This is a genomic window from Sphingobium subterraneum, assembly GCF_014199435.1.
Lineage (GTDB): Bacteria > Pseudomonadota > Alphaproteobacteria > Sphingomonadales > Sphingomonadaceae > Sphingobium > Sphingobium subterraneum.
In genome coordinates this window covers 447131-465448 of record NZ_JACIJP010000001.1, presented here as the reverse complement: position 1 = coordinate 465448, position 18318 = coordinate 447131, and the positions used below count along the sequence as shown (strand labels likewise).

The 18318-nt window shown below is 63.5% G+C and carries 17 protein-coding genes and 1 pseudogene; 14 read left to right on the top strand and 4 right to left on the bottom strand.

What is annotated here, in order from left to right:
• Positions 1-4 precede the first annotated feature (4 nt).
• The 7 genes and pseudogenes from FHS92_RS02290 to FHS92_RS18210 form a co-directional block, all read left to right on the top strand.
• Entirely contained in the window at positions 5-1204 is a 1200-nt protein-coding gene (locus FHS92_RS02290) for an XrtA/PEP-CTERM system-associated ATPase (protein WP_184077127.1), read from the top strand.
• Positions 1205-1228: 24 nt separating this feature from the next.
• Entirely contained in the window at positions 1229-2074 is an 846-nt protein-coding gene (locus FHS92_RS02285) for an XrtA system polysaccharide deacetylase (protein WP_184077125.1), read from the top strand.
• Positions 2071-3126 (top strand): FemAB family XrtA/PEP-CTERM system-associated protein, encoded by a 1056-nt coding sequence (locus tag FHS92_RS02280; protein ID WP_184077123.1) that lies wholly within the window; start codon positions 2071-2073, stop codon positions 3124-3126. Before FHS92_RS02285 ends, FHS92_RS02280 begins: the two co-directional genes overlap by 4 nt.
• A gap of 11 nt (positions 3127-3137) precedes the next feature.
• Positions 3138-4364, top strand: coding sequence for a TIGR03087 family PEP-CTERM/XrtA system glycosyltransferase (locus FHS92_RS02275; RefSeq protein WP_184077121.1), 1227 nt, complete (start codon positions 3138-3140; stop codon positions 4362-4364).
• 20 nt (positions 4365-4384) lie between these two features.
• The gene (gene xrtA, locus FHS92_RS02270; protein ID WP_184078717.1) at positions 4385-5899 is read left to right on the top strand and encodes an exosortase A; all 1515 of its coding nucleotides are present in this window, start codon (positions 4385-4387) and stop codon (positions 5897-5899) included.
• 10 nt (positions 5900-5909) lie between these two features.
• Positions 5910-7802, top strand: coding sequence for an XrtA/PEP-CTERM system amidotransferase (locus FHS92_RS02265; protein WP_184077119.1), 1893 nt, complete (start codon positions 5910-5912; stop codon positions 7800-7802).
• A 65-nt stretch (positions 7803-7867) separates the two neighbouring features.
• A pseudogene (locus tag FHS92_RS18210) lies at positions 7868-8686 on the top strand (acyltransferase family protein); the annotation flags it as partial.
• An 83-nt stretch (positions 8687-8769) separates the two neighbouring features.
• Here FHS92_RS18210 and truA read toward each other — a convergent pair.
• Together truA and fmt are read right to left on the bottom strand one after the other, a co-directional pair.
• Positions 8770-9510, bottom strand: coding sequence for a tRNA pseudouridine(38-40) synthase TruA (gene truA, locus FHS92_RS02260; RefSeq protein ID WP_184077117.1), 741 nt, complete (start codon positions 9508-9510; stop codon positions 8770-8772).
• Positions 9507-10412: a methionyl-tRNA formyltransferase gene (gene fmt / locus FHS92_RS02255; RefSeq protein ID WP_184077115.1), complete on the bottom strand. Its 906-nt coding sequence runs from the start codon at positions 10410-10412 to the stop codon at positions 9507-9509. Before fmt ends, truA begins: the two co-directional genes overlap by 4 nt.
• 53 nt (positions 10413-10465) lie before the next feature.
• Here fmt and recR point away from each other — a divergent pair, with 53 nt between their 5' ends.
• The 3 genes from recR (at position 10466) to FHS92_RS02240 (ending at position 13217) form a co-directional block, all read left to right on the top strand.
• On the top strand, positions 10466-11062 hold the full coding sequence (recR, locus tag FHS92_RS02250) for a recombination mediator RecR (protein WP_184077112.1): 597 nt from the start codon (positions 10466-10468) through the stop codon (positions 11060-11062).
• Between the two features lie 60 nt (positions 11063-11122).
• Positions 11123-11653 (top strand): peptide deformylase, encoded by a 531-nt coding sequence (gene def / locus FHS92_RS02245; RefSeq protein ID WP_184077110.1) that lies wholly within the window; start codon positions 11123-11125, stop codon positions 11651-11653.
• Positions 11654-11747: 94 nt separating this feature from the next.
• The gene (locus tag FHS92_RS02240; RefSeq protein WP_184077108.1) at positions 11748-13217 is read left to right on the top strand and encodes a DNA recombination protein RmuC; all 1470 of its coding nucleotides are present in this window, start codon (positions 11748-11750) and stop codon (positions 13215-13217) included.
• 80 nt (positions 13218-13297) lie between these two features.
• Here FHS92_RS02240 and FHS92_RS02235 read toward each other — a convergent pair whose 3' ends face one another.
• On the bottom strand, positions 13298-13711 hold the full coding sequence (locus tag FHS92_RS02235; RefSeq protein ID WP_184077106.1) for a holin family protein: 414 nt from the start codon (positions 13709-13711) through the stop codon (positions 13298-13300).
• Positions 13712-13740: 29 nt separating this feature from the next.
• Entirely contained in the window at positions 13741-14301 is a 561-nt protein-coding gene (locus FHS92_RS02230) for a glycoside hydrolase family 108 protein (protein WP_184077104.1), read from the bottom strand.
• A gap of 287 nt (positions 14302-14588) precedes the next feature.
• Here FHS92_RS02230 and FHS92_RS02225 point away from each other — a divergent pair, with 287 nt between their 5' ends.
• From FHS92_RS02225 to FHS92_RS02210, 4 genes are all read left to right on the top strand, one after another.
• The gene (locus FHS92_RS02225) at positions 14589-15194 is read left to right on the top strand and encodes a TetR/AcrR family transcriptional regulator (RefSeq protein ID WP_184077102.1); all 606 of its coding nucleotides are present in this window, start codon (positions 14589-14591) and stop codon (positions 15192-15194) included.
• A 436-nt stretch (positions 15195-15630) separates the two neighbouring features.
• On the top strand, positions 15631-16497 hold the full coding sequence (locus FHS92_RS02220) for an NmrA family NAD(P)-binding protein (protein ID WP_184077100.1): 867 nt from the start codon (positions 15631-15633) through the stop codon (positions 16495-16497).
• 39 nt (positions 16498-16536) lie between these two features.
• On the top strand, positions 16537-16830 hold the full coding sequence (locus FHS92_RS02215) for an antibiotic biosynthesis monooxygenase family protein (protein ID WP_184077098.1): 294 nt from the start codon (positions 16537-16539) through the stop codon (positions 16828-16830).
• Between the two features lie 214 nt (positions 16831-17044).
• Entirely contained in the window at positions 17045-18283 is a 1239-nt protein-coding gene (locus tag FHS92_RS02210) for an MFS transporter (RefSeq protein WP_184077096.1), read from the top strand.
• The last annotated feature ends 35 nt before the right edge of the window (positions 18284-18318 follow it).

The following is an 18318-nucleotide window of genomic DNA, read 5'->3' as shown; positions in this document are numbered from 1 at the left end:
CGCGATGTACGATCAATTCTATGAACTGAAGGGGCGGCCGTTCCAGCTCACCCCAGACCCGCATTTCTATTTCGAGAGCGCGACGCATCGGAAGGCCTTGTCCTACCTCGGCTATGGCCTTGCGCAGGGCGAAGGGTTCATCGTCATCACCGGTGACATCGGCGCGGGCAAGACCACGCTGGTCGGGCATCTGATGGCGACCATCGATCCGCAGCGGCTGACGGCGGTCAAGATCGTGTCGACGCAGGTGGAGGGCGACGACATGCTGCGCCTTGCCGCGCAGAATTTCGGGATCGCCACGGACGGCGTCGCAAAAGGGCAGCTGTTGCAGAAGATCGAGGCGTTCCTGCACAGCCAGGCGCGCAAGGGGCTGCGCACGCTGCTGATCGTCGACGAAGGGCAGAACCTGCCAGTGTCCGCACTGGAAGAGCTGCGCATGCTGAGCAATTTTCAGCTGGGCGGACAGGCTCTGCTGCAGATTTTCCTGCTGGGGCAGCCGGAGTTCCGCGATCTGCTGAAATCCCCCGAACTGGAGCAGCTGCGCCAGCGTGTCATTGCCACCCATCATCTCGATCCGATGCTGGCGAGCGAGGTGGAACCCTATATCGCGCATCGCCTTTCGCTTGTCGGGTGGCAGGGCAATCCCCGCTTCACCGCCGACGCTTTTGCGTCAGTATATGCGGCGACCGACGGCATTCCGCGCCGGATCAACGCGCTGATGAGCCGCGTGCTGCTGCTCGGCGCGATCGACCGGCTGCATGAGATTGACGGGCCGGTGGTACAGGCCGTCGCGGCCGACATGGGTCTGGATGCCGACGCCATGCCGGAAGCGGTGCGGAGTTCTGTGCTCGATGACGCGGCAGAGCCCGATATGGCCGAAGGGGAAATCGAGACCCAGATGGCATTCGTCGAGCTGGAACCGGAAGGCGAGCGGGTCGCTCCCGTGCGGCCAACGCTCGATACGGATATTCAGCTGGAACTGCACCGCATGCGCGATGAGCTGGACGAGCTGCGCCGTGCTATCACCCTGACTGCGCAGCTTGGCGCAGGCAGCGATCATGTGTTGAGCCGGGTCGAACAGATGGAGCAGCGGGTAAACGCGGCCGAAGCCCGGGGCGAGGAGCAGGAGCTTGCGCTGCGTCGCGTCTTGACCTTGCTGGTCGACTGGGTCGAAAGCGATGGGACGAACAATCTGGCCGCGTAATCGCTATGCGCAGAACAGGGAGGCATGATGTCATCTGTTATCAATGCCTTGTCTGTTGATATTGAGGATTGGTTTCAGGTCGGTGCGTTCGAATCGACGCTGGACCGGGCGGACTGGCCGTCGTTCGAGCACAGGGTCGAACGCAATACAGACGCTGTACTGGCGATGTTCGACGATGCCGGAGCGAAGGGCACCTTCTTTACGCTGGCATGGGTGGCGGAGCGCTATCCGGCGCTGATCCGCCGAATTGTTGCGGCGGGGCACGAATTGGCGAGCCACGGCTACGACCATCAGCGGGTGTTCACCTTGTCGGCGGAAGCTTTCCGGGCCGATCTGCGGAAATCACGGCGACTGCTTGAAGATGCCGGGGGAGTCGCGGTCACCGGCTATCGCGCGCCGAGTTTTTCGATCGACCAGCAGACGCCATGGGCGCACGCTGTGCTGGCCGAGGAAGGCTACGCCTATTCGAGCAGCGTCGCGCCCGTTCGACACGATCATTATGGCTGGGCGGGCTCGCCGCGCTTTGGCTGGCGTCCGGTGGATGGAAGCGGCCTGTTGGAGCTTCCGGTCACCACAGCGCGACTGGCCGGTCGGACGCTGGCGGCGGGCGGCGGAGGGTTTTTTCGCATGCTGCCCTATGAATTTTCGCGCTGGGCGGTCCGCCAGGTCAACGCCGAGGGCCACCCGGCCGTGCTCTATTTTCATCCATGGGAAATCGACCCCGGCCAGCCCCGCGTTCCGAACGCGCCGCTGCGGTCGAAAGTCCGTCATTACGCCAACCTCTCCGCGATGGAAGGCAAGCTGCGCCGACTGCTGCGCGATTTCCGCTGGGGGCGGGTCGATGCGCTGGTGGAGGGAATGACGGCATGACCGCGGGCCTTCGCATCGCGCCTCTGCGGCTGGACGACGCCGATGAAGTCGCGGCGATCGATGCGTGGGTTTGCGCGCGCGCGGATTCGGCGCCGTTTCATCGCCCCATCTGGTCTATGGCGGTGGAGAAAGGCACGGGGCAGGAGGCACTCTCGCTGGTCGCGTGGCGGTCGGGTGCCATCGCGGGAGTCCTGCCGCTGACGTTGGTCCATTCGCCGCTGTTCGGTCGCGCGCTGGTGTCGAGCGGCTTTGCGGTGGACGGCGGCATTCTGGCGGATGATCGGGCCGTTGCGAATGCTCTGGCCGATGCGTGCTGGGCGCTGGCCGAGAGCCATAGTTGCCCGACGGCGGAACTGCGCGGCGGACTGCTGCCCGATACGGGTTGGGCACGCAAGGCGGACAGTTATCTCGGGTTTGCCAAGGCGCTGGAGGCGGACGACGAGGCGCAATTGCTCGCCGTGCCGCGCAAGCACCGTGCAGAGCTGCGCAAGGGACTGGAGAACGGCCTCGACATCCGCATCGGCAATGACGTGGATCTGCTCGACATCCACTATCGGCTTTATGCGGAGAACGTGCACCGTCTGGGCACGCCCGTTTTCCCGAAGGCGCTGTTTGCGGCCGTTCTGCATGGCTTTGGCGATGATGCGGACATTATCATGGTTTCCAAGGACGGGGAGCCGGTCACCACGATCCTAAGCCTGTATCACAATGGCGCGTGCATGCCGTACTGGCACGGCGCACGGGCGGTGGCGCGGGGGCTGCGATCCAATGAAGTCGCTTATTACGCCCTGATGAATCACGCGCGTGCGCGTGGCTGCACAACGTTCGATTTCGGGCGTTCGAAGGTCGGTACCGGTCCGGCGGCGTGGAAGAAGACATGGGGCTTTGACGGCGTTCCCCTGACCTATGCCATGCGCGCGGCTGCGGGGCAGGAAGTCCGTGATATCAATCCTTTGTCGCCGCAATATCAGAAAAAGGTGGAACTTTGGAAGAAGCTTCCCCTGCCGCTTGCGAGCTGGATCGGTCCGCATATCGCGCGCGGGCTGGGCTGAGGGGCGGCGTCATGACCTCGCCGGGCGAAATCTTGTTTCTGTGCCACCGGATTCCCTTCCCGCCGGATCGCGGCGACAAGATCCGATCCTATCATCTGCTCCAGGCGCTGAGTGCCATCGCGCCCGTGCATGTCGGCTGCTTTGCCGATGATACGCGCGATCTGGGCTTTGCCGACGCCATGGCGGAAATCACGGCCAGCCAGTGCGTCACGATGCGCGACCGATCGCGCGTAGCCGCAGGTGTTGCGGGGATTGCAAAGGGTCAACCCCTTCTCGTTTCCCTCTATGACAAGCCGGACCTGCACCGCTGGGTGGCGCGAACGATGGCCGAGCGGCCGATCCGCTGGGTTGTCGGCTATTCCGTGCAGATGGCGCATTATGTGCCCGCCTTGCCCGAAGGTGTGCGGTTCGTGATGGATTTCGTCGACTTCGACAGTGCCAAATACAGCGCTTATGGATTGAGCCAGCGCGGGCCGATGGGCTGGATCAACCGGCGGGAAGGACGCAAGCTGTTTGCGTTCGAACGCGCGGTCGCGCAGCGCGCCGACCTTTCCCTGTTTGTGAGCGAGGCGGAAGCGGCGCTGTTCCGCGCCGAGGCCGGATTCGACCCCATCACCGTGCGCGCACTGGAAAACGGGGTCGACCTTGGTTTCTTCAATCCGTCGGCGGATTTTCCGGCTCTTTCGAAGGAGGAGCGGGGAGAGGGTCCGCTGATCGTCTTTACCGGCCAGATGGATTATCGCCCGAACATCGAGGCTGTGACCCATTTCGTGCGCGAGGCCTTGCCGTCGATCCGGGCCGCCTATCCCGACGCCCGCTTTGCCATCGTCGGACGCAATCCCGCCCCGTCGGTGCTGGCCTTGGGACCTACGCCCGGCGTTTTTGTGACGGGAGCAGTGGCCGACGTACGCGGCTGGCTGGCCGCAGCCGATGTTGTCGTCGCGCCCCTGCGCATCGCGCGCGGCATCCAGAACAAGGTGCTTGAGGCGATGGCGATGGGACGCCCTGTCGTGGCGTCTCCGGATGCCGCAGCCGGGATCGATGCGCACGATGGAGAGCATCTGCTGGTCGCACCGGACAGCGCGACCGAGGCGGCAAACGTGATCGCTCTGATTGCGCAGCGTGATCTGGCCGGAGCGCTTGGGCGGGCGGCGCGGGCGCGAATGGAAGAGCGCTACGCCTGGTCCGCGAAGCTCGCAGCTTTGCCGGCAATGCTGTCTGGAAACACAGGGTCGTGAGAGCGCTTGCCGGTCACCTCATGGATGCGGGCCGCATCGACCTGCGCGATACCTGGACGCGCCATCTTGCCGGGCTGTTGGCGGTGGCGGCAGCGATCTTGATCCTGTTCGCGCATGACGTCTTCGATCTCGTGACGATCTGGTGGACGTCCTCGACCTTCAGCCATTGCCTGTTCGTGCCGCTGCTGATCGGCTGGTTGGTGCAGCAACGCCGTGCGGCGCTGCGGATGATCGATCCGACAGTCTGGATGCCGGGGCTGGCATGGGTGGCGGCGGGCAATTTTGCCTGGCTGGTGGGTGACGCGGCGGGCGTGGGCATGATCCGCCATTTCGGGCTAGTCATGATGATACAGGGCGCGGTGCTGGGGATGCTGGGGCCAGCGGTCGGTCGCGGGCTGGTGTTTCCGCTCTGCTATGCGTTCTTCATGGTGCCGTTCGGGGCCGAGATCGTGCCGCCCCTGCAATTGCTGACCGCGAAGATCGCCATGGCTCTGCTGGGCATGGTGGGGGTGCCCGCGCATATCGAGGGCATCTTTATCACCATCCCCAGCGGATATTTCGAGGTGGCCGAGGCCTGTTCCGGCGCGAAATTCGTGATCGCGATGGCGGCCTATGGCGTGCTCGTGTGCCATGTCTGCTTCCGATCGTGGACGAGGCGGGCGCTGTTTCTGGCGAGTGCGTTGGGCCTGTCGGTGCTGGCGAATGGCGTGCGGGCGTTCGCGACGATCTACGTAGCCCACAAGACGAGCGTCGATGCGGCCGTGGGGTTCGATCATGTCGTCTATGGCTGGCTGTTCTTCGGTCTGGTCATGGCGGCGGTGATGGCGACGGCATGGCCGTTCTTCGATCGCAAGCCCGGCGAGGTGCCGTTCGATCCGCGCAACATCCCACTCGCGGGGGTGGTGGCACGACCGGTATCCAGCACGGTTGGTATGGCCCTCGCGCTGCTGCTCGCCGGTCCCGCGTGGAGCATGGTGTCGGCGGTGCGCAGCCAGCCTCTGCCCGTTGCTTTCGGTCTGCCCACTATTACGGGTTGGCAGCGGAGCGCCATGCCGCAAGCCTATCCCTGGAAACCGCGCTTCGATGGCGCCGACGGGTTCGTGCAGGGGCGCTTTGCCGATGCCCGCGGCCATGTCGTGGATGTGGTCATTGCCCGTTACGCGCGGCAGGGGGAGGGGCGCGAACTGGTGGGCTTCGGGCAGGGCGCGGCCGACCCGGACAGCGAATGGGTCTGGTCGTCGCCCGCATCCGCGCCCGGGCAAGCACGGGGGGAACAGATCACCGCCCCCGGCCCCGTCGTGCGGCATGTAGTCAGTTTCTATCGCGTCGGCCGGGGACCGCTCACGGGCAGCGCTGCGCAGGTCAAGCTCGCAACGTTGCGCGCGCGGCTGCTTGCCGATGACCAGCGTGCCGTGGCGATCCTTGTTTCCGCGGAGGACAGCGAACGGCACAATGCGGATGCAGCGATCGGTGCGTTTCTGCACGATGCGGGCAGGGTCGAGGATTTGGCTGACGCGGCGATAGCGATCCGCTAAGGCCGTCTCCATGTGTGGGATCGCGGGTATATTTCATCTCGAGACGGCCAAGCCTGTCGATCCGGCGCGCGTGCGCTCCATGATCGACGCGTCGGCCTATCGCGGGCCGGATGGAGCGGGGGTGTGGACCGCACCGGGTGTGGGGCTGGGGCACCGTAGGCTGTCGATCATCGACCTTGCAGGCGGCGCGCAGCCAATGGCCAATGCCGACGAAAGCCTGATCGTCACGTATAATGGCGAGATTTACAACTTCGCCGAGATCCGCCGCGAGCTGGAAGGCAAGGGCCACCGTTTCGACAGCCACAGCGATACGGAGGTCATCCTCCACGCCTATCGCCAATGGGGCGAAGACTGCGTCCATCGCTTCAACGGCATGTTTGCCTTTGCACTGTTTGACCGGTCGACCCAGTCGCTGTGGCTGGTGCGCGACCGGCTGGGAGTGAAGCCGCTCCATTATGCGCAGGTGTCGGACGGCAGCGTGATCTTCGGGTCCGAACTCAAGAACCTGCTTGCGCATCCCCTGCTCCGGCGGGAACCGGATGTCCGGGCGGTCGAGGATTTCCTCGCCCTCGGCTATGTGCCGGACGACGCCTGCATCGTGGCGGGCGTAAAGAAGCTGGGCGCGGGGCAGACCCTGCGGCTCGTGCGCGGTCGCCCCTTGCCCGAACCGAGCCGCTACTGGGATATCAGCTTTGCCGACCGCGCGACCGCAAAGCCCGCCGCGCTGCAGGAAGAACTGACGGCGCTGATGCGCGACGCGGTACGGATGCGGATGGTGGCCGACGTGCCGCTGGGCGCATTCCTCTCCGGGGGCGTGGACAGTTCGAGCGTCGTTGCGCTGATGGCGGAGACGTCGAAGCAGGCGGTCAAGACCTGTACCATTGGGTTCGATGTCGCGGGCCTCGACGAAACGGCCTATGCCGATCAGGTTGCGCGCCGCTTTGCGACTGATCATCGCACGCGCATCGTGTCGCCCGATGATTATGGGCTGATCGATACGCTCGCCGCACATTTTGACGAGCCCTTTGCGGACGCGTCGGCGCTGCCCACCTATCGCGTGTGTGAGCTGGCGCGCGAGACTGTGACGGTCGCGCTATCAGGGGACGGGGCGGATGAGGCGTTCGCGGGCTATCGCCGACACCGGTTTCAGATGCGGGGGGAAAAGGTCCGTGCGCTGATGCCCGCAGGTCTGCGGCACGGCCTGTTCGGCACGCTGGGTCGGGTCTATCCGAAGGCCGACTGGGCGCCGCGCATGTTTCGGGCGAAAAGCACGTTCCTCGAACTGGCGCAGAGTGGGGCGGAGGCCTATGCGCGTTCTGTCGGCATCGTGCCGCCCGAGCTGCGGCAACGGCTCTATACCGATGGCTTCCGTAGGGCGCTTGGGCAGCACCGGGCCGAGGACCGTATCGTGCAGACGATGGAGAACGCGCCGGCGCGCGATCCGCTGGACCGCGCGCAATATGCCGACATGAAAATCTGGCTACCCGGCGATATCCTCACCAAGACAGACCGGATGAGCATGGCGGTCAGCCTAGAAGCGCGTGAACCCTTGCTGGACTATCGACTGATGGAATTCGCCGCGCGGCTGCCGGTCAGCCAGCGCATACATGGCAATAGCGGCAAATATCTGATGAAGCGGGCGATGGAAGCCTATCTTCCCAACGAGATCCTCTATCGCGACAAGATGGGGTTCGTAACGCCTATAGCGCACTGGTTCCGGGGGCCGCTTGCCGGAGAAGCGGCAGCGGTCGCGGGAGGTTCGACACTGGCGCGAACGGGCTGGATCGACCCCAAGGCGATGGCGAAGGCGGCCAGCGACCACAAGAGCGGGATTGCCGATCATGGCCGGTTGTTGTGGCAACTGCTGATGCTGGACAAGAGCCTCACGCGGCTGTTCGGCTGAGTCGAATTAAAATATTGGTAAGGATGCAGCGTTAAAGAGAGCGGACCCACGCGGAACCTGTAACGATGATCAAATTTCCCGCCGTAGATGCGCTCAAAGGCGCGCTCATCGTACTGGTGATCGTCGGTCATGTTGCCGAAGTGGTGCATTACGATAACATTTTGTTCTGGATCGGTGCCGGTTTTCGCATGCCGCTCATGTTCGGCATTTCCGGCTTTCTGCTCAATCTTGAGCGAATTCGGCAGTCCCCCCTCGTCGACATAGCCAAGCAATATTGGAAGCGGATGATCCTGGCATGGCTGGTGGCGTCGTGCGCCTATGCGATGGCGGTCGCTGCATCGCTGAGCTGGGCCACGCCGCTGGATATGATCCTGCGTCCCGACTTTCACCTCTGGTACGTCCCGGTCCTCGCCGCGATGATTTTGATGGCGCGCACAGCTCCGCCGTGGCCCTTGGGTGTTGCTGTGTTGTCGGCACCGATTGGGATCGGTCTGTTCTACGCCAATCCGTTCGGCCATGGTCTCGTCGGGGAAGGGGTTTTCGCGTGGGATGGCCGCTTTCTGGCCTATCCGCTTTTCTTCTTTTTCGGTGGCGCCGTGGCGCGGGCAAGGCCCACTGCCACCCTGCACAGCATATCGGGCCTGGTCGCGGGGTGCGGTCTGCTCGGTTGGTGCTTCCTCTACCAGAGCGACAACGAACTGTTGAAGCTGTTGACCTATCTGGCCATGGATCTGGGGCTGATTGCGCTGCTCCCGCTGCTCGCGCGCTTGCCCATCCGGATCTCGCCGCTGAACGCGATTGGCCAGGCCAGCCTCTTCTACTACCTCTGGCACCCGATGGTCATCGCCCTCGCGATCGCTCACGGCGCCTCTCCGTTGCTTACGTTGGTGTTGACCCTGACGGCTCTTTGCGTGATGCACCGCCTTCTGACTAACGCGCCGTTGCCCGCCCAGGTTTTCGGCGTACCTCAGCGGTATTCCGCTGCGACGAAATACAGCCCGTCCGGCGGCGCGTTGAGCCCCAGCCTGGACCGGTCCGCTGCCTCCAGCGCGTCGCCCATATCCGCCACGCTCCACCGTTTCATGCCGACCAGCGCCAGACAGCCGACCATCGAACGCACCTGATGATGAAGAAAGCTGCGCGCGCGGGCGTGAATGGCGACTTGCTCGCTGTCACGCACGACGTCCAGCGCCGAGAGCGTCTTGACCGCAGACGCCGACTGGCAATGGGCCGACCGGAAGGTGGTGAAGTCATGCTTTCCCACCAATAATTGCGCCGCTTCGTGCATGGCGTCCGTGTCGAGATGCTGGGAAACCTGCCAGACTAGCCCCTTTTCGAAGGTCAGCGGCGCGCGCCGGTTGGTGATGCGGTAGACGTAGGAACGGCCGGTGCAGGAAAAGCGGGCATGCCAGTCATCCGGCATGACGGTGCAATGGAGGATCGCAACCGGAGCCGGGCGCAAATGGGCATTCAATGCTTCCATCAGGCGGAAGGGCGTCATGTCCTTTGCGATGTCCCCGTGGGCCCGCATGGCGAGGCCGTGCACGCCCGCATCGGTCCGGCCCGCTGCGTGGAGCGTGACGGTTTCGCCGGTGACTGCATGGATCGCATCCTCGATCGCCTGTTGCACTGTCGGGCCGTGCGCCTGCCGCTGCCAGCCCATGAACGGGCGGCCGTCGAATTCGACCGTGAAAGCGAAGCGCGTCACGACAGCTGCGTGCCCGGCGGGATGGGCAGGCCGCGCAGCAGATCCGCCACGGGCATTGCCCCTTTGCCTGCGCGCTGGATAAGGACCGGGCGCAGGCTGTTCGCGCCGCATCCGATACACAGCGCATCATCGAGTACGATGCCGGGTTCGCCGCTTTGATCCGCAATTTGCGCGGCAAGAATCCGGAACCGTTCGTCCCGGAAGAGGAAGAAGGCGCCTGGCGCAGGATGAAACGCGCGCACCTGCCGCTCGACCTGAATCGCGCCCACCGTGAAATCGATACGGGCCTCGGCCTTGTCAATCTTGGCGGCGTAGGTGACGCCCTCCTCGGGTTGGGGCACGGGCGGATAGGCGGGCAGGTCCGCCAGCACCTCGACCATCAACCGAGCGCCTGCGCGGGCCAGCTCCTCCGTCAATGCCCCCGCCGTCTTGGCGTCTACCGGCGTACGAAAGCTCGCGCGCACCGGGCCGGTATCCAGCCCTGCCTCCATCTGCATGATCATCACGCCGGTCTCATCGTCCCCCGCCAGGATCGCACGCTGGACCGGCGCGGCCCCCCGCCAGCGCGGCAGCAGCGATCCATGGATGTTGAGGCAGCCGTGCCGGGGCGCGTCCAACACAGCGCGTGGAAGGATCAGACCATAGGCCGCGACGACCGCCACATCGGCGTCGAGCGCGGCGAATTCCGCCTGCACGGCTGCGTCCTTAAGCGACACCGGCGTGCGCACCTTCAGCCCCAGCGCATCCGCCCGCGCGTGAACGGGGGAGGGGCGCAGCGCCTTTCCCCGTCCGGCGGGGCGGGGCGGCTGGCTGTACACCGCCACGATCTCGTGCCCCGCATCGACCAGCGCATCGAGCGCGGGGACGGCAAAATCGGGGGTGCCCATCAGGATGATCTTCATGGTCTCCTCTCAACCCCTTGTGCAGGACAAGTGCAAGCCCCTATGTGAACGTCATGGCTTCACCGGAAATCGATGCGCTGACGCAGGCCCTGTCCCGTTTGCCGGGGCTGGGTCCGCGATCGGCGAGGCGCGCAGTGCTGCATCTGCTGAAGCGGCGTGAGACGGCGCTGGAACCCCTGCTGCGCGCACTTGGCGGCGTCAATGATCGGCTGGCCACCTGCGGGACGTGCGGCAATGTCGATACGACCAACCCCTGTGGCATCTGCGCCGACCCGCGCCGCGACGACCGCTCGTTGTGCGTCGTGGAGGACGTGCCGGATCTATGGGCGCTGGAAAAATCCCGCCTCTTTCCGGGCCGATTCCACGTTCTGGGTGGGCGCCTGTCCGCGCTGGAAGGGGTGCGGCCGGACGATCTCTCGATCGACAGCCTGATCGCCCGCGTGTCGGCGGGCGGCATCGACGAGGTAGTGCTTGCGATGAACGCCACGCTGGAGGGGCAGACAACCGCCCATTACATTGCCGAGCGGCTGGAGAATCTGCCGGTGCGCCTTACGCAGCTCGCCCATGGCCTGCCGGTGGGGGGCGAACTTGACTATCTGGATGAGGGAACCCTGGCGCAGGCGCTGCGGGCACGGCGTCCGGTGGGATAGATCTCCCTCCTTTGTTCCCTTCCGCTTGATATTCCCGTCTGCCTCCCATATTTTGAAGCCATGGCCATTCTTCCGATCCTTGAGACGCCCGATCCACTGCTGCGCACGATTTCCACTCCCGTGGACGCGATCGATGCGGAACTGCAAACGCTGATCGATGACATGTTCGACACCATGTACGACGCGCCGGGCATCGGTCTCGCGGCGATTCAGGTGGGCGTGCCCAAGCGCGTGCTGGTGATCGACCTGCAGGAACCGGAATCCGACGAGGAGAACGCTCCTGCGGTGAAGAACCCGCGTGTGTTCATCAACCCGCAGATCCTGGAAGGGTCGCCGGAAGTCTCGATCTACAGCGAGGGCTGCCTGTCCGTGCCGGAGCAATATGCGGAAGTGGAACGCCCCAAGATCGTCCGCGCCAGCTGGATGGACCGCGAGGGTCGCATCCATGAGGAAACGATCACCGGGCTGCTCGCCACCTGCCTTCAGCACGAGATGGACCATCTCGACGGTATCCTTTTCATCGATCATCTCTCGCGTCTGAAACGGGAGATGCTGCTTAAGAAGCTTACGAAGTCGCGCCGCGCGGCGTGACGCTCGGGGCCCCAAGTCGGGCCCTTGCCAGCGAAAGCGTTAGCGGGTATGTTCTCATTTTGTTCTGATTGGAAATGGGGGTCTTGTCCTGCTCATGGATGGCTTTGCCGTACTGCTGATAATCCTCGCGCTCGCCGTCGGCCTTGGTCTGGGCTGGGTGCTGGCGAACCTATCCACCGCAGAATTGCGGCGGCAGGTGACGGACGCGGCCCAACGGGCTGATGCCCTCGGCGAGCAGCGCAACGCTGCGTTGCGCGACCTGGCGGTGGAAAAAGAGCGCGCGGATCAAGCGGCGGCGCTGCGTGACCGGTTGGATCAGGCGACAGCGGAGCGCGAGGGCGCATTGCGTGAGCTGGCGGCGCTGCGGTCCGATATTCAGGCGCGGACGGAGAGTTTCGAGGCACAATTGCGCACGCTGACGGACGCCAAGGAGCAGTTATCCGCTCAGTTCAGCGAAATTGGCGGGAAGCTGTTGGGCCAGGCGCAGCAGGCTTTCCTTGAACGGGCCGACCAACGGTTCAGTCAGGCGCATGAAAAGAGCGAAGCGCAGTTGCGCACCTTGCTCCAGCCGGTCAACGAAACCATCCGTCAATATGACCAGAAGATCAGCCAGATCGAGCAGCAGCGGACGGAGGCCTATGGCAACCTCACCGGCCTGATCGATTCGATGCGGATCGGGCAGGAAGCCGTGCGGAGTGAGGCCCAGCGCATCGTCACCACCTTGCGTGGAGCGTCCAAGGTGCGCGGCAACTGGGGCGAACAGCAGCTGCGTACAGTGCTCGAAAATTGCGGTCTGTCCGAACACGCGGATTTTCGCACCGAAGTCAGTGTGGAGGGGGAGGAGGGACGCCTTCGTCCCGATGTCATCATCAAGGTGCCCGGTGGGCGGGCGCTCGTCATCGACGCCAAGGTGTCGCTGAACGCCTATCAGGACGCGTTCAGCGCGGAAACGGACGAGCTGAAGCAGGCGCATTTGCGCCGCCACGCTTTGTCGATGAAAACCCATGTCGAGCAGCTGGGTCGCAAGGAATATCACCGGCAGTTCGAGGATGCGCCGGAATATGTCATCATGTTCGTGCCGGGCGAACATTTTCTGTCCGCCGCGCTCGACGAGGATCCCAATCTCTGGGAATATGCCTTTGCCAAGCGGGTGTTGCTGGCCACGCCGACCAACTTGATCGCGATTGCCCGCACCGTCGAGGCCGTCTGGCGGCAGGAAAAGATGGCCGAGGAAGCCAAGCGCATCGGCCATCTGGGGAAAGAACTGTATGAGCGACTGGCGGTCGCGGCGGGCGCGCTCAAGAAGCTTGGCAATCGTCTGAATGGCGCGGTCAGCGACTACAACGCCTTCACTTCGAGCTTTGAAAGCCGGGTGCTGGTGACGGGCCGCAAGTTCCGCGATCTCAATATCGAGACGGGCGGCCGGGAGATCGAGACGAGCGAGCCGATCGATGTGCTAGCGCGGGAACCCGCGTCACCCGAAGCGGTGCGTGCCTTGTCCGGCGCGCCGGATTCCGTTGATGGCCCGGACAGGAACCGTACGCTGGAGCAGGCTGCCGAATAAGCCGTGTACGTCGTCCCTGGACAATAGACGGCCAAAGTGTGGGCACAGCCTTGCAGTACCTAAAATGGTGCCGCCGCTCGCTAACGGTCGACGCCCTTCACCTTGCCCCATGTGCGCGCCGCCGTGTAGCCGAGATATCCGGTCCCGAACAGCGTATAGAGCGGCTCCGGGATCCCCGAGAGATAGGCGTTCATACCATGTGCGATCGCCTCTGCCATGGCGGGCTGGGTGCCGGCAATCAACCCCATCGGGATTGCCCATAAGAGCAGCGCATACATGACATAGAGGAACGCAGGGCGCGCGCGGCTGGTCCAGGGATCCGGGGATTGCGCCTCGGTCAGGATGGCGGACAATTGCGTGCGCAAGGCCTCCATTTCCTGCCCGCCCTGTAGCTTGAGCAATTCGAGTTTTGCGGTTTCGCGCGCCTTGGGATCGGGGATGATCTTGTCCAGCAACCCGGCGACGGGGCCGATCAGGCCTGCGAGGATCGACATGCTTTCTTCTCCTGATGAGGGGATGTCGTTCAACCGATGCGGTTGGCAATCCAGCCATAGACAAAGGCTTCGCTGGCGGGACGGCTCTCGGCGAGAGCGATATATCGCTCACCCTGCAATGCTTCGACCGCCTTGATAAGCACGGCTTCGCCTTTCTCGCCGCGCGTTCCGAGAAAGGCATTGAGCGCGGCGAGAGTTGCCGGGCCGATCCGACGATCCAGCGCGAGATCGGCGTAGTCGCGCCCGCTGCGGTTGAGCGCGTTGAGCGCACGCTGCAGAAATCCGACCGCGGTCTCCGGACCCATGTTGACCGCGGTGTCGAACAGTTCTGCCGCCAAGCCCGGTGCGGGGACTGCCACCGCGTCAAGCTGCGGAGTTTCCCAATAGAGGCGGCGGTAGATCGCTACGGCGTCGGCGCGCGGAAGCGCCTGCATGTCGCCCTTGTACCCATGCATACGGGCCACGGCCTGGGTGATCCCCCAGCGCGTAGGACCGCCCCTGTCATGAGGGTGGTCGACATAGCCGCCCTCCCTCGCAATGACCGCGTCAATCAGCATCGCGACCGAATCCGTTTTGTCCGTAATAGGCATATGTTCCTCCCCGCGCGATGAGCGTGTTAACCTATATGGTTATATGTAGGACAGAGGAAAGTCGGCACGGCGTCTTACGTGCCGTGGGGATGAAGCAGCTGCGCAATGCCTATTGCAGGAGTACCGCAGCCTGACGGAGAACAACGAGAATTATAAGGAGTACGACGGCGTTACTGGGCACACACCATAAGCCATGTTCGTGCCAGAGCGGAGATCGTCCCGCGCGGAGACTCCAGCCTCCGCGACTGTCGTTGTCACACCCTGCATCTTCAGATACTATATCGCGCATGAACGAAGCACCGGTCAATCTGAAAGCCCGTACCCGCAGGATTATTCAGAACGAAATTGCCGATACGGCAAAGGCGTTGTTTGCCAAAAAGGGTTACGGGAACACCACGGTAGAAGATATTGCGGCCGTTGTCGGCATGTCCCAGCGGACCATCTTCCGGTATTTCACCTCGAAAGAGGACATACTTCTCGGCAAATTCGATTATGTTGCGGGCGAGATGCTCGATTGTCTGCGTTCGCGGCCCACCGACGAGCCGGCATGGGATTCTCTTCGCGAGATGCTGGGGTCTGCTGTCTATGAGGCCGACGGACCCGATCATCGATCCGTCGCCGAATCGATCCATATCGTCTTCGACAACCCGGCGCTTTTTGCGAGCTATCTGCAAAAGCTGCAGCCGTTGCAGGGCAAGGTTATCGAGATATTGATCGAGCGGGCGAAAGCCAACGGCAAACCCTATGCCGTTGATGATCCTGCTCCCTATGCTCTGGCTGCGGCGGCGTTTGGGTGTTTCGTCGCCGCACAGTGCTCGTGGGACGCGAGCGGCGCCAAACGTTCCTTTGCGGAAGCCCTGGGCCGCGCCATGGCGACCCTCATCCCGGCCTGAACCAAACCCGGCTTCGTCTCTAGAAGCAGTGACGCAGCGCGTTGATGCTGTGTGATCCAAGCCACGCGTCCTGGTGATCAGAGGCGACTTTCGACCCACACGTGCGACGCCGTGAATGCCTTCTTTCCCATCATAGCGGGGTTCTGGGGGCGCTGGCTCGGGTCATAAAATTTCGGCCAGAATGGTCAACGGCAGCTGTCTCACAAACAGATTGATATGTCAGTTGTTGACACAAGCGGCATATACGGACAATCAGACGGGCGACGATGCAAAAGGACGGGCCGACGATGCCCGGAAATGTGGAGCTGCGAACCGTGGATGGACATCAAGTGCCCCAATATCACGCTGCCGGGAAAGGCACAAAGCACGGCCATGCCTGCCCCGAGGGCCTTTCGATGTGCGCCCTTTCACGGCTTGATCAGAGCGGGATAATCACATGATCGTCATTACGTCCGCTTCGGGCCGGTACGGGCGGCTGGTCGTCGAATCGCTCCTGCGTCGGGGCGTGGCTGGTCCGCAGATCGTGGCGGCGGTGCGTCGGCCCGACGCCGTCGCCGATCTCGCGGCGCAGGGTGTGGAGGTGCGTCACGCGGACTATGACCAAGCCGAGACATTGGGGGCTGCCTTTGCTGGTGCGGACAAGCTTTTGCTTATCCCATCGGCCTCGATCGGTCGGCGGTTCGAGCAGATCGAGCGGGCCGTGACAGCCGCCAGCGAGGCGAGGGTTGGCGTCGTCGCCTATGCGGGCTTCGTCAACGGCGATACCAGCACGCTGCGTCTGGGTGACGAGCACAAGCAAGCCGAGGCACTGATCCGCCGATCGAAGCTGCGGTACATTTTCATGCGCAATGCCACCTATATCGAAACCTATGCGGGTGACATGAGGAACATCCCGGCCGCGCTTGCGGCGGGCAAGATCATCAATGCGGTCGGCCCTGGCAAGATGTCCGGCGCAAGCCGTGGCGATCTTGCCGAAGCCGCTGCGGCGGCTCTGACCACCGATACGCCGGGCGACAAGGTGTACGAGCTTGGCGGCGCTCCCTTCACGATGGCGGACGTTGCCGCCGCGATTTCGCGCCTGACAGGCAAACCGCTCGTCTATGAGGATGTGCCGCCAGCGCAATACGCCGCGAGCCTCGTCGAGATGGGCTTGCCGCCCGCCATGGCCGAGATGGCTGCCGATGCTGTGCAGGCGGAACATTGGTACACGGAAAGCACCGATCTTGCGCGTTTGCTGGGCCGGCCGTCCACTCCGCTCGAGGATGTCGTTGCTGCCACGCTTACGCGCCACGGAATACTCTGAGCTCTTCCCATTCCATAACCGTCAGGACAGGATGCTACCATGATCACCGAAATCGCCACCGTTGAAATCAAGCCGGGCACCGAACAGGAATTCGAAGCGGCTGTCGAGAAAGCCTCCGCCATCTCGGGTGTGCCGGGCAATTACGGCGTGCAGCTGCACCGGTCGATTCAGAATCCCACGCGCTATCGGGTGATGTCGCGCTGGGAGAGCGTCGCCCATCACCACGCGTTTCGCGATTCCCCGCAGGCGCAGGAATATTTCGCGCTGGTCGGTCCCTTTCTGATGGGAACGCCCGAGGTTGAGCACACCGAAACGGTCCTTGCCACTTTCTAGCGTCGTTCGCATTGCTGGAACCGGCCTTTCCAAGCGAGGGATAGTCGGACGCGGTCGTGATGACCCCAGCCCCTGGGGGCTGCCGTCATAGCGCGGTTCCATCAGAGATTTGCCCCGTGCCGAAGCAGGCTCGGGCACCAGTACGCCTTCTACGCTCGTTCGGCATCGCGTGAACCCGGCGGCCGACTATCCCTGTTGCCGACGGAGTGACGATATGGTGACCCAGACGAGCGCAATGAGAGAATGGCGCGAGCACTGGCCGGTTGTTGCCGCGGCGGCGATCGGCTGCGCCATCGCGCAGATCTATCTGCAGTCGATGGGCGTGATGATCGCGCCGTTGGAGGCGGAGTTCGGCTGGTCGCGTACGCAAATCACCTCGGGCCTGCTGATCGTCGCACTGCTGACCTTGCCGTTGTCGCCCGTGGTGGGCATTGCGATCGATCGGTTCGGTCCCCGACGCATCGCCCTGACAGGCATCGTCGTCTACAGTGTCTCCTTCGCCTGCCTCGGATTGGCTCAGTCATCGATATGGAGCTGGTGGCTTCTCTGGTTACCCCTTGCGCTGGGCGTGCTGTGCCTCAATCCCACCGTCTGGGTCACGGCGATCTCAACATTGTTCGTTGCGAGCCGGGGGCTGGCGATCGCGGTGTCGATGGGTGCGATTGGCGTGATCGCGATCATCGCTCCCGTCGTCACGAATGCATTTGTCGATACTTTCGGGTGGCGGGCGGCTTACATCATCTGGGGGTCCTTGGCCGGCCTGATTGCCTTTCCCGTCACCTTTCTCGTCTTCCGCAGCGTTAAGGACATAAGGCCCAGCGGTTCGATGTCGGGTTCTCGCACGGCAAAGACACGGGCGCTGACGGGTTTTTCGCTGAGGGACGGTCTGCGTTCGCGCGCCTTTGTCCGGTTGGCGACGGTCGCGATCTGCATGTCGATCGCGAGCCTCGCGTTGATGATCAATTTCGTCCCCATCCTCGCGTCACTCGGCATGACCAAGGCCGCTGCGGCGGCGACCGCAGGCCTCGTGGGCATCACCCAGTTGATCGGGCGCTTCGGCGGCGGCTTTTTGCTCGATCGCTTCAACGCCCGTGTCGTCGGCGCCATGATGGCCTGCTTGCCCATCGCCACCTGCCTGCTGTTCCTCGGCCTAGGGCCTTCGCCGCTGTTTGCGAGCCTTGCCGTACTGATTTTCGGCCTAGCGATGGGGGCCGAGGTCGACGTGATCGCCTATCTTTCAGCACGTTATTTCGGGGTAAAAAACTTCGGGGCGCTGTTCGGGATCATCGTCGGACTGCTGACGATCGGTATCGGCGTTGGTCCAGCTTTCGCCAGCCTGGTCTATGACATAACCAAGTCCTATGTGCTTGTGCTGTGGATGATCATTCCGCTGTTCTTGGCGAGCGGCCTGTTGCTGCTCACCATGGGTCCCTATCCCTCGTTCGACGACTGATCCTTCTTCTCCCCTGAACGCACGACGGCGATCGC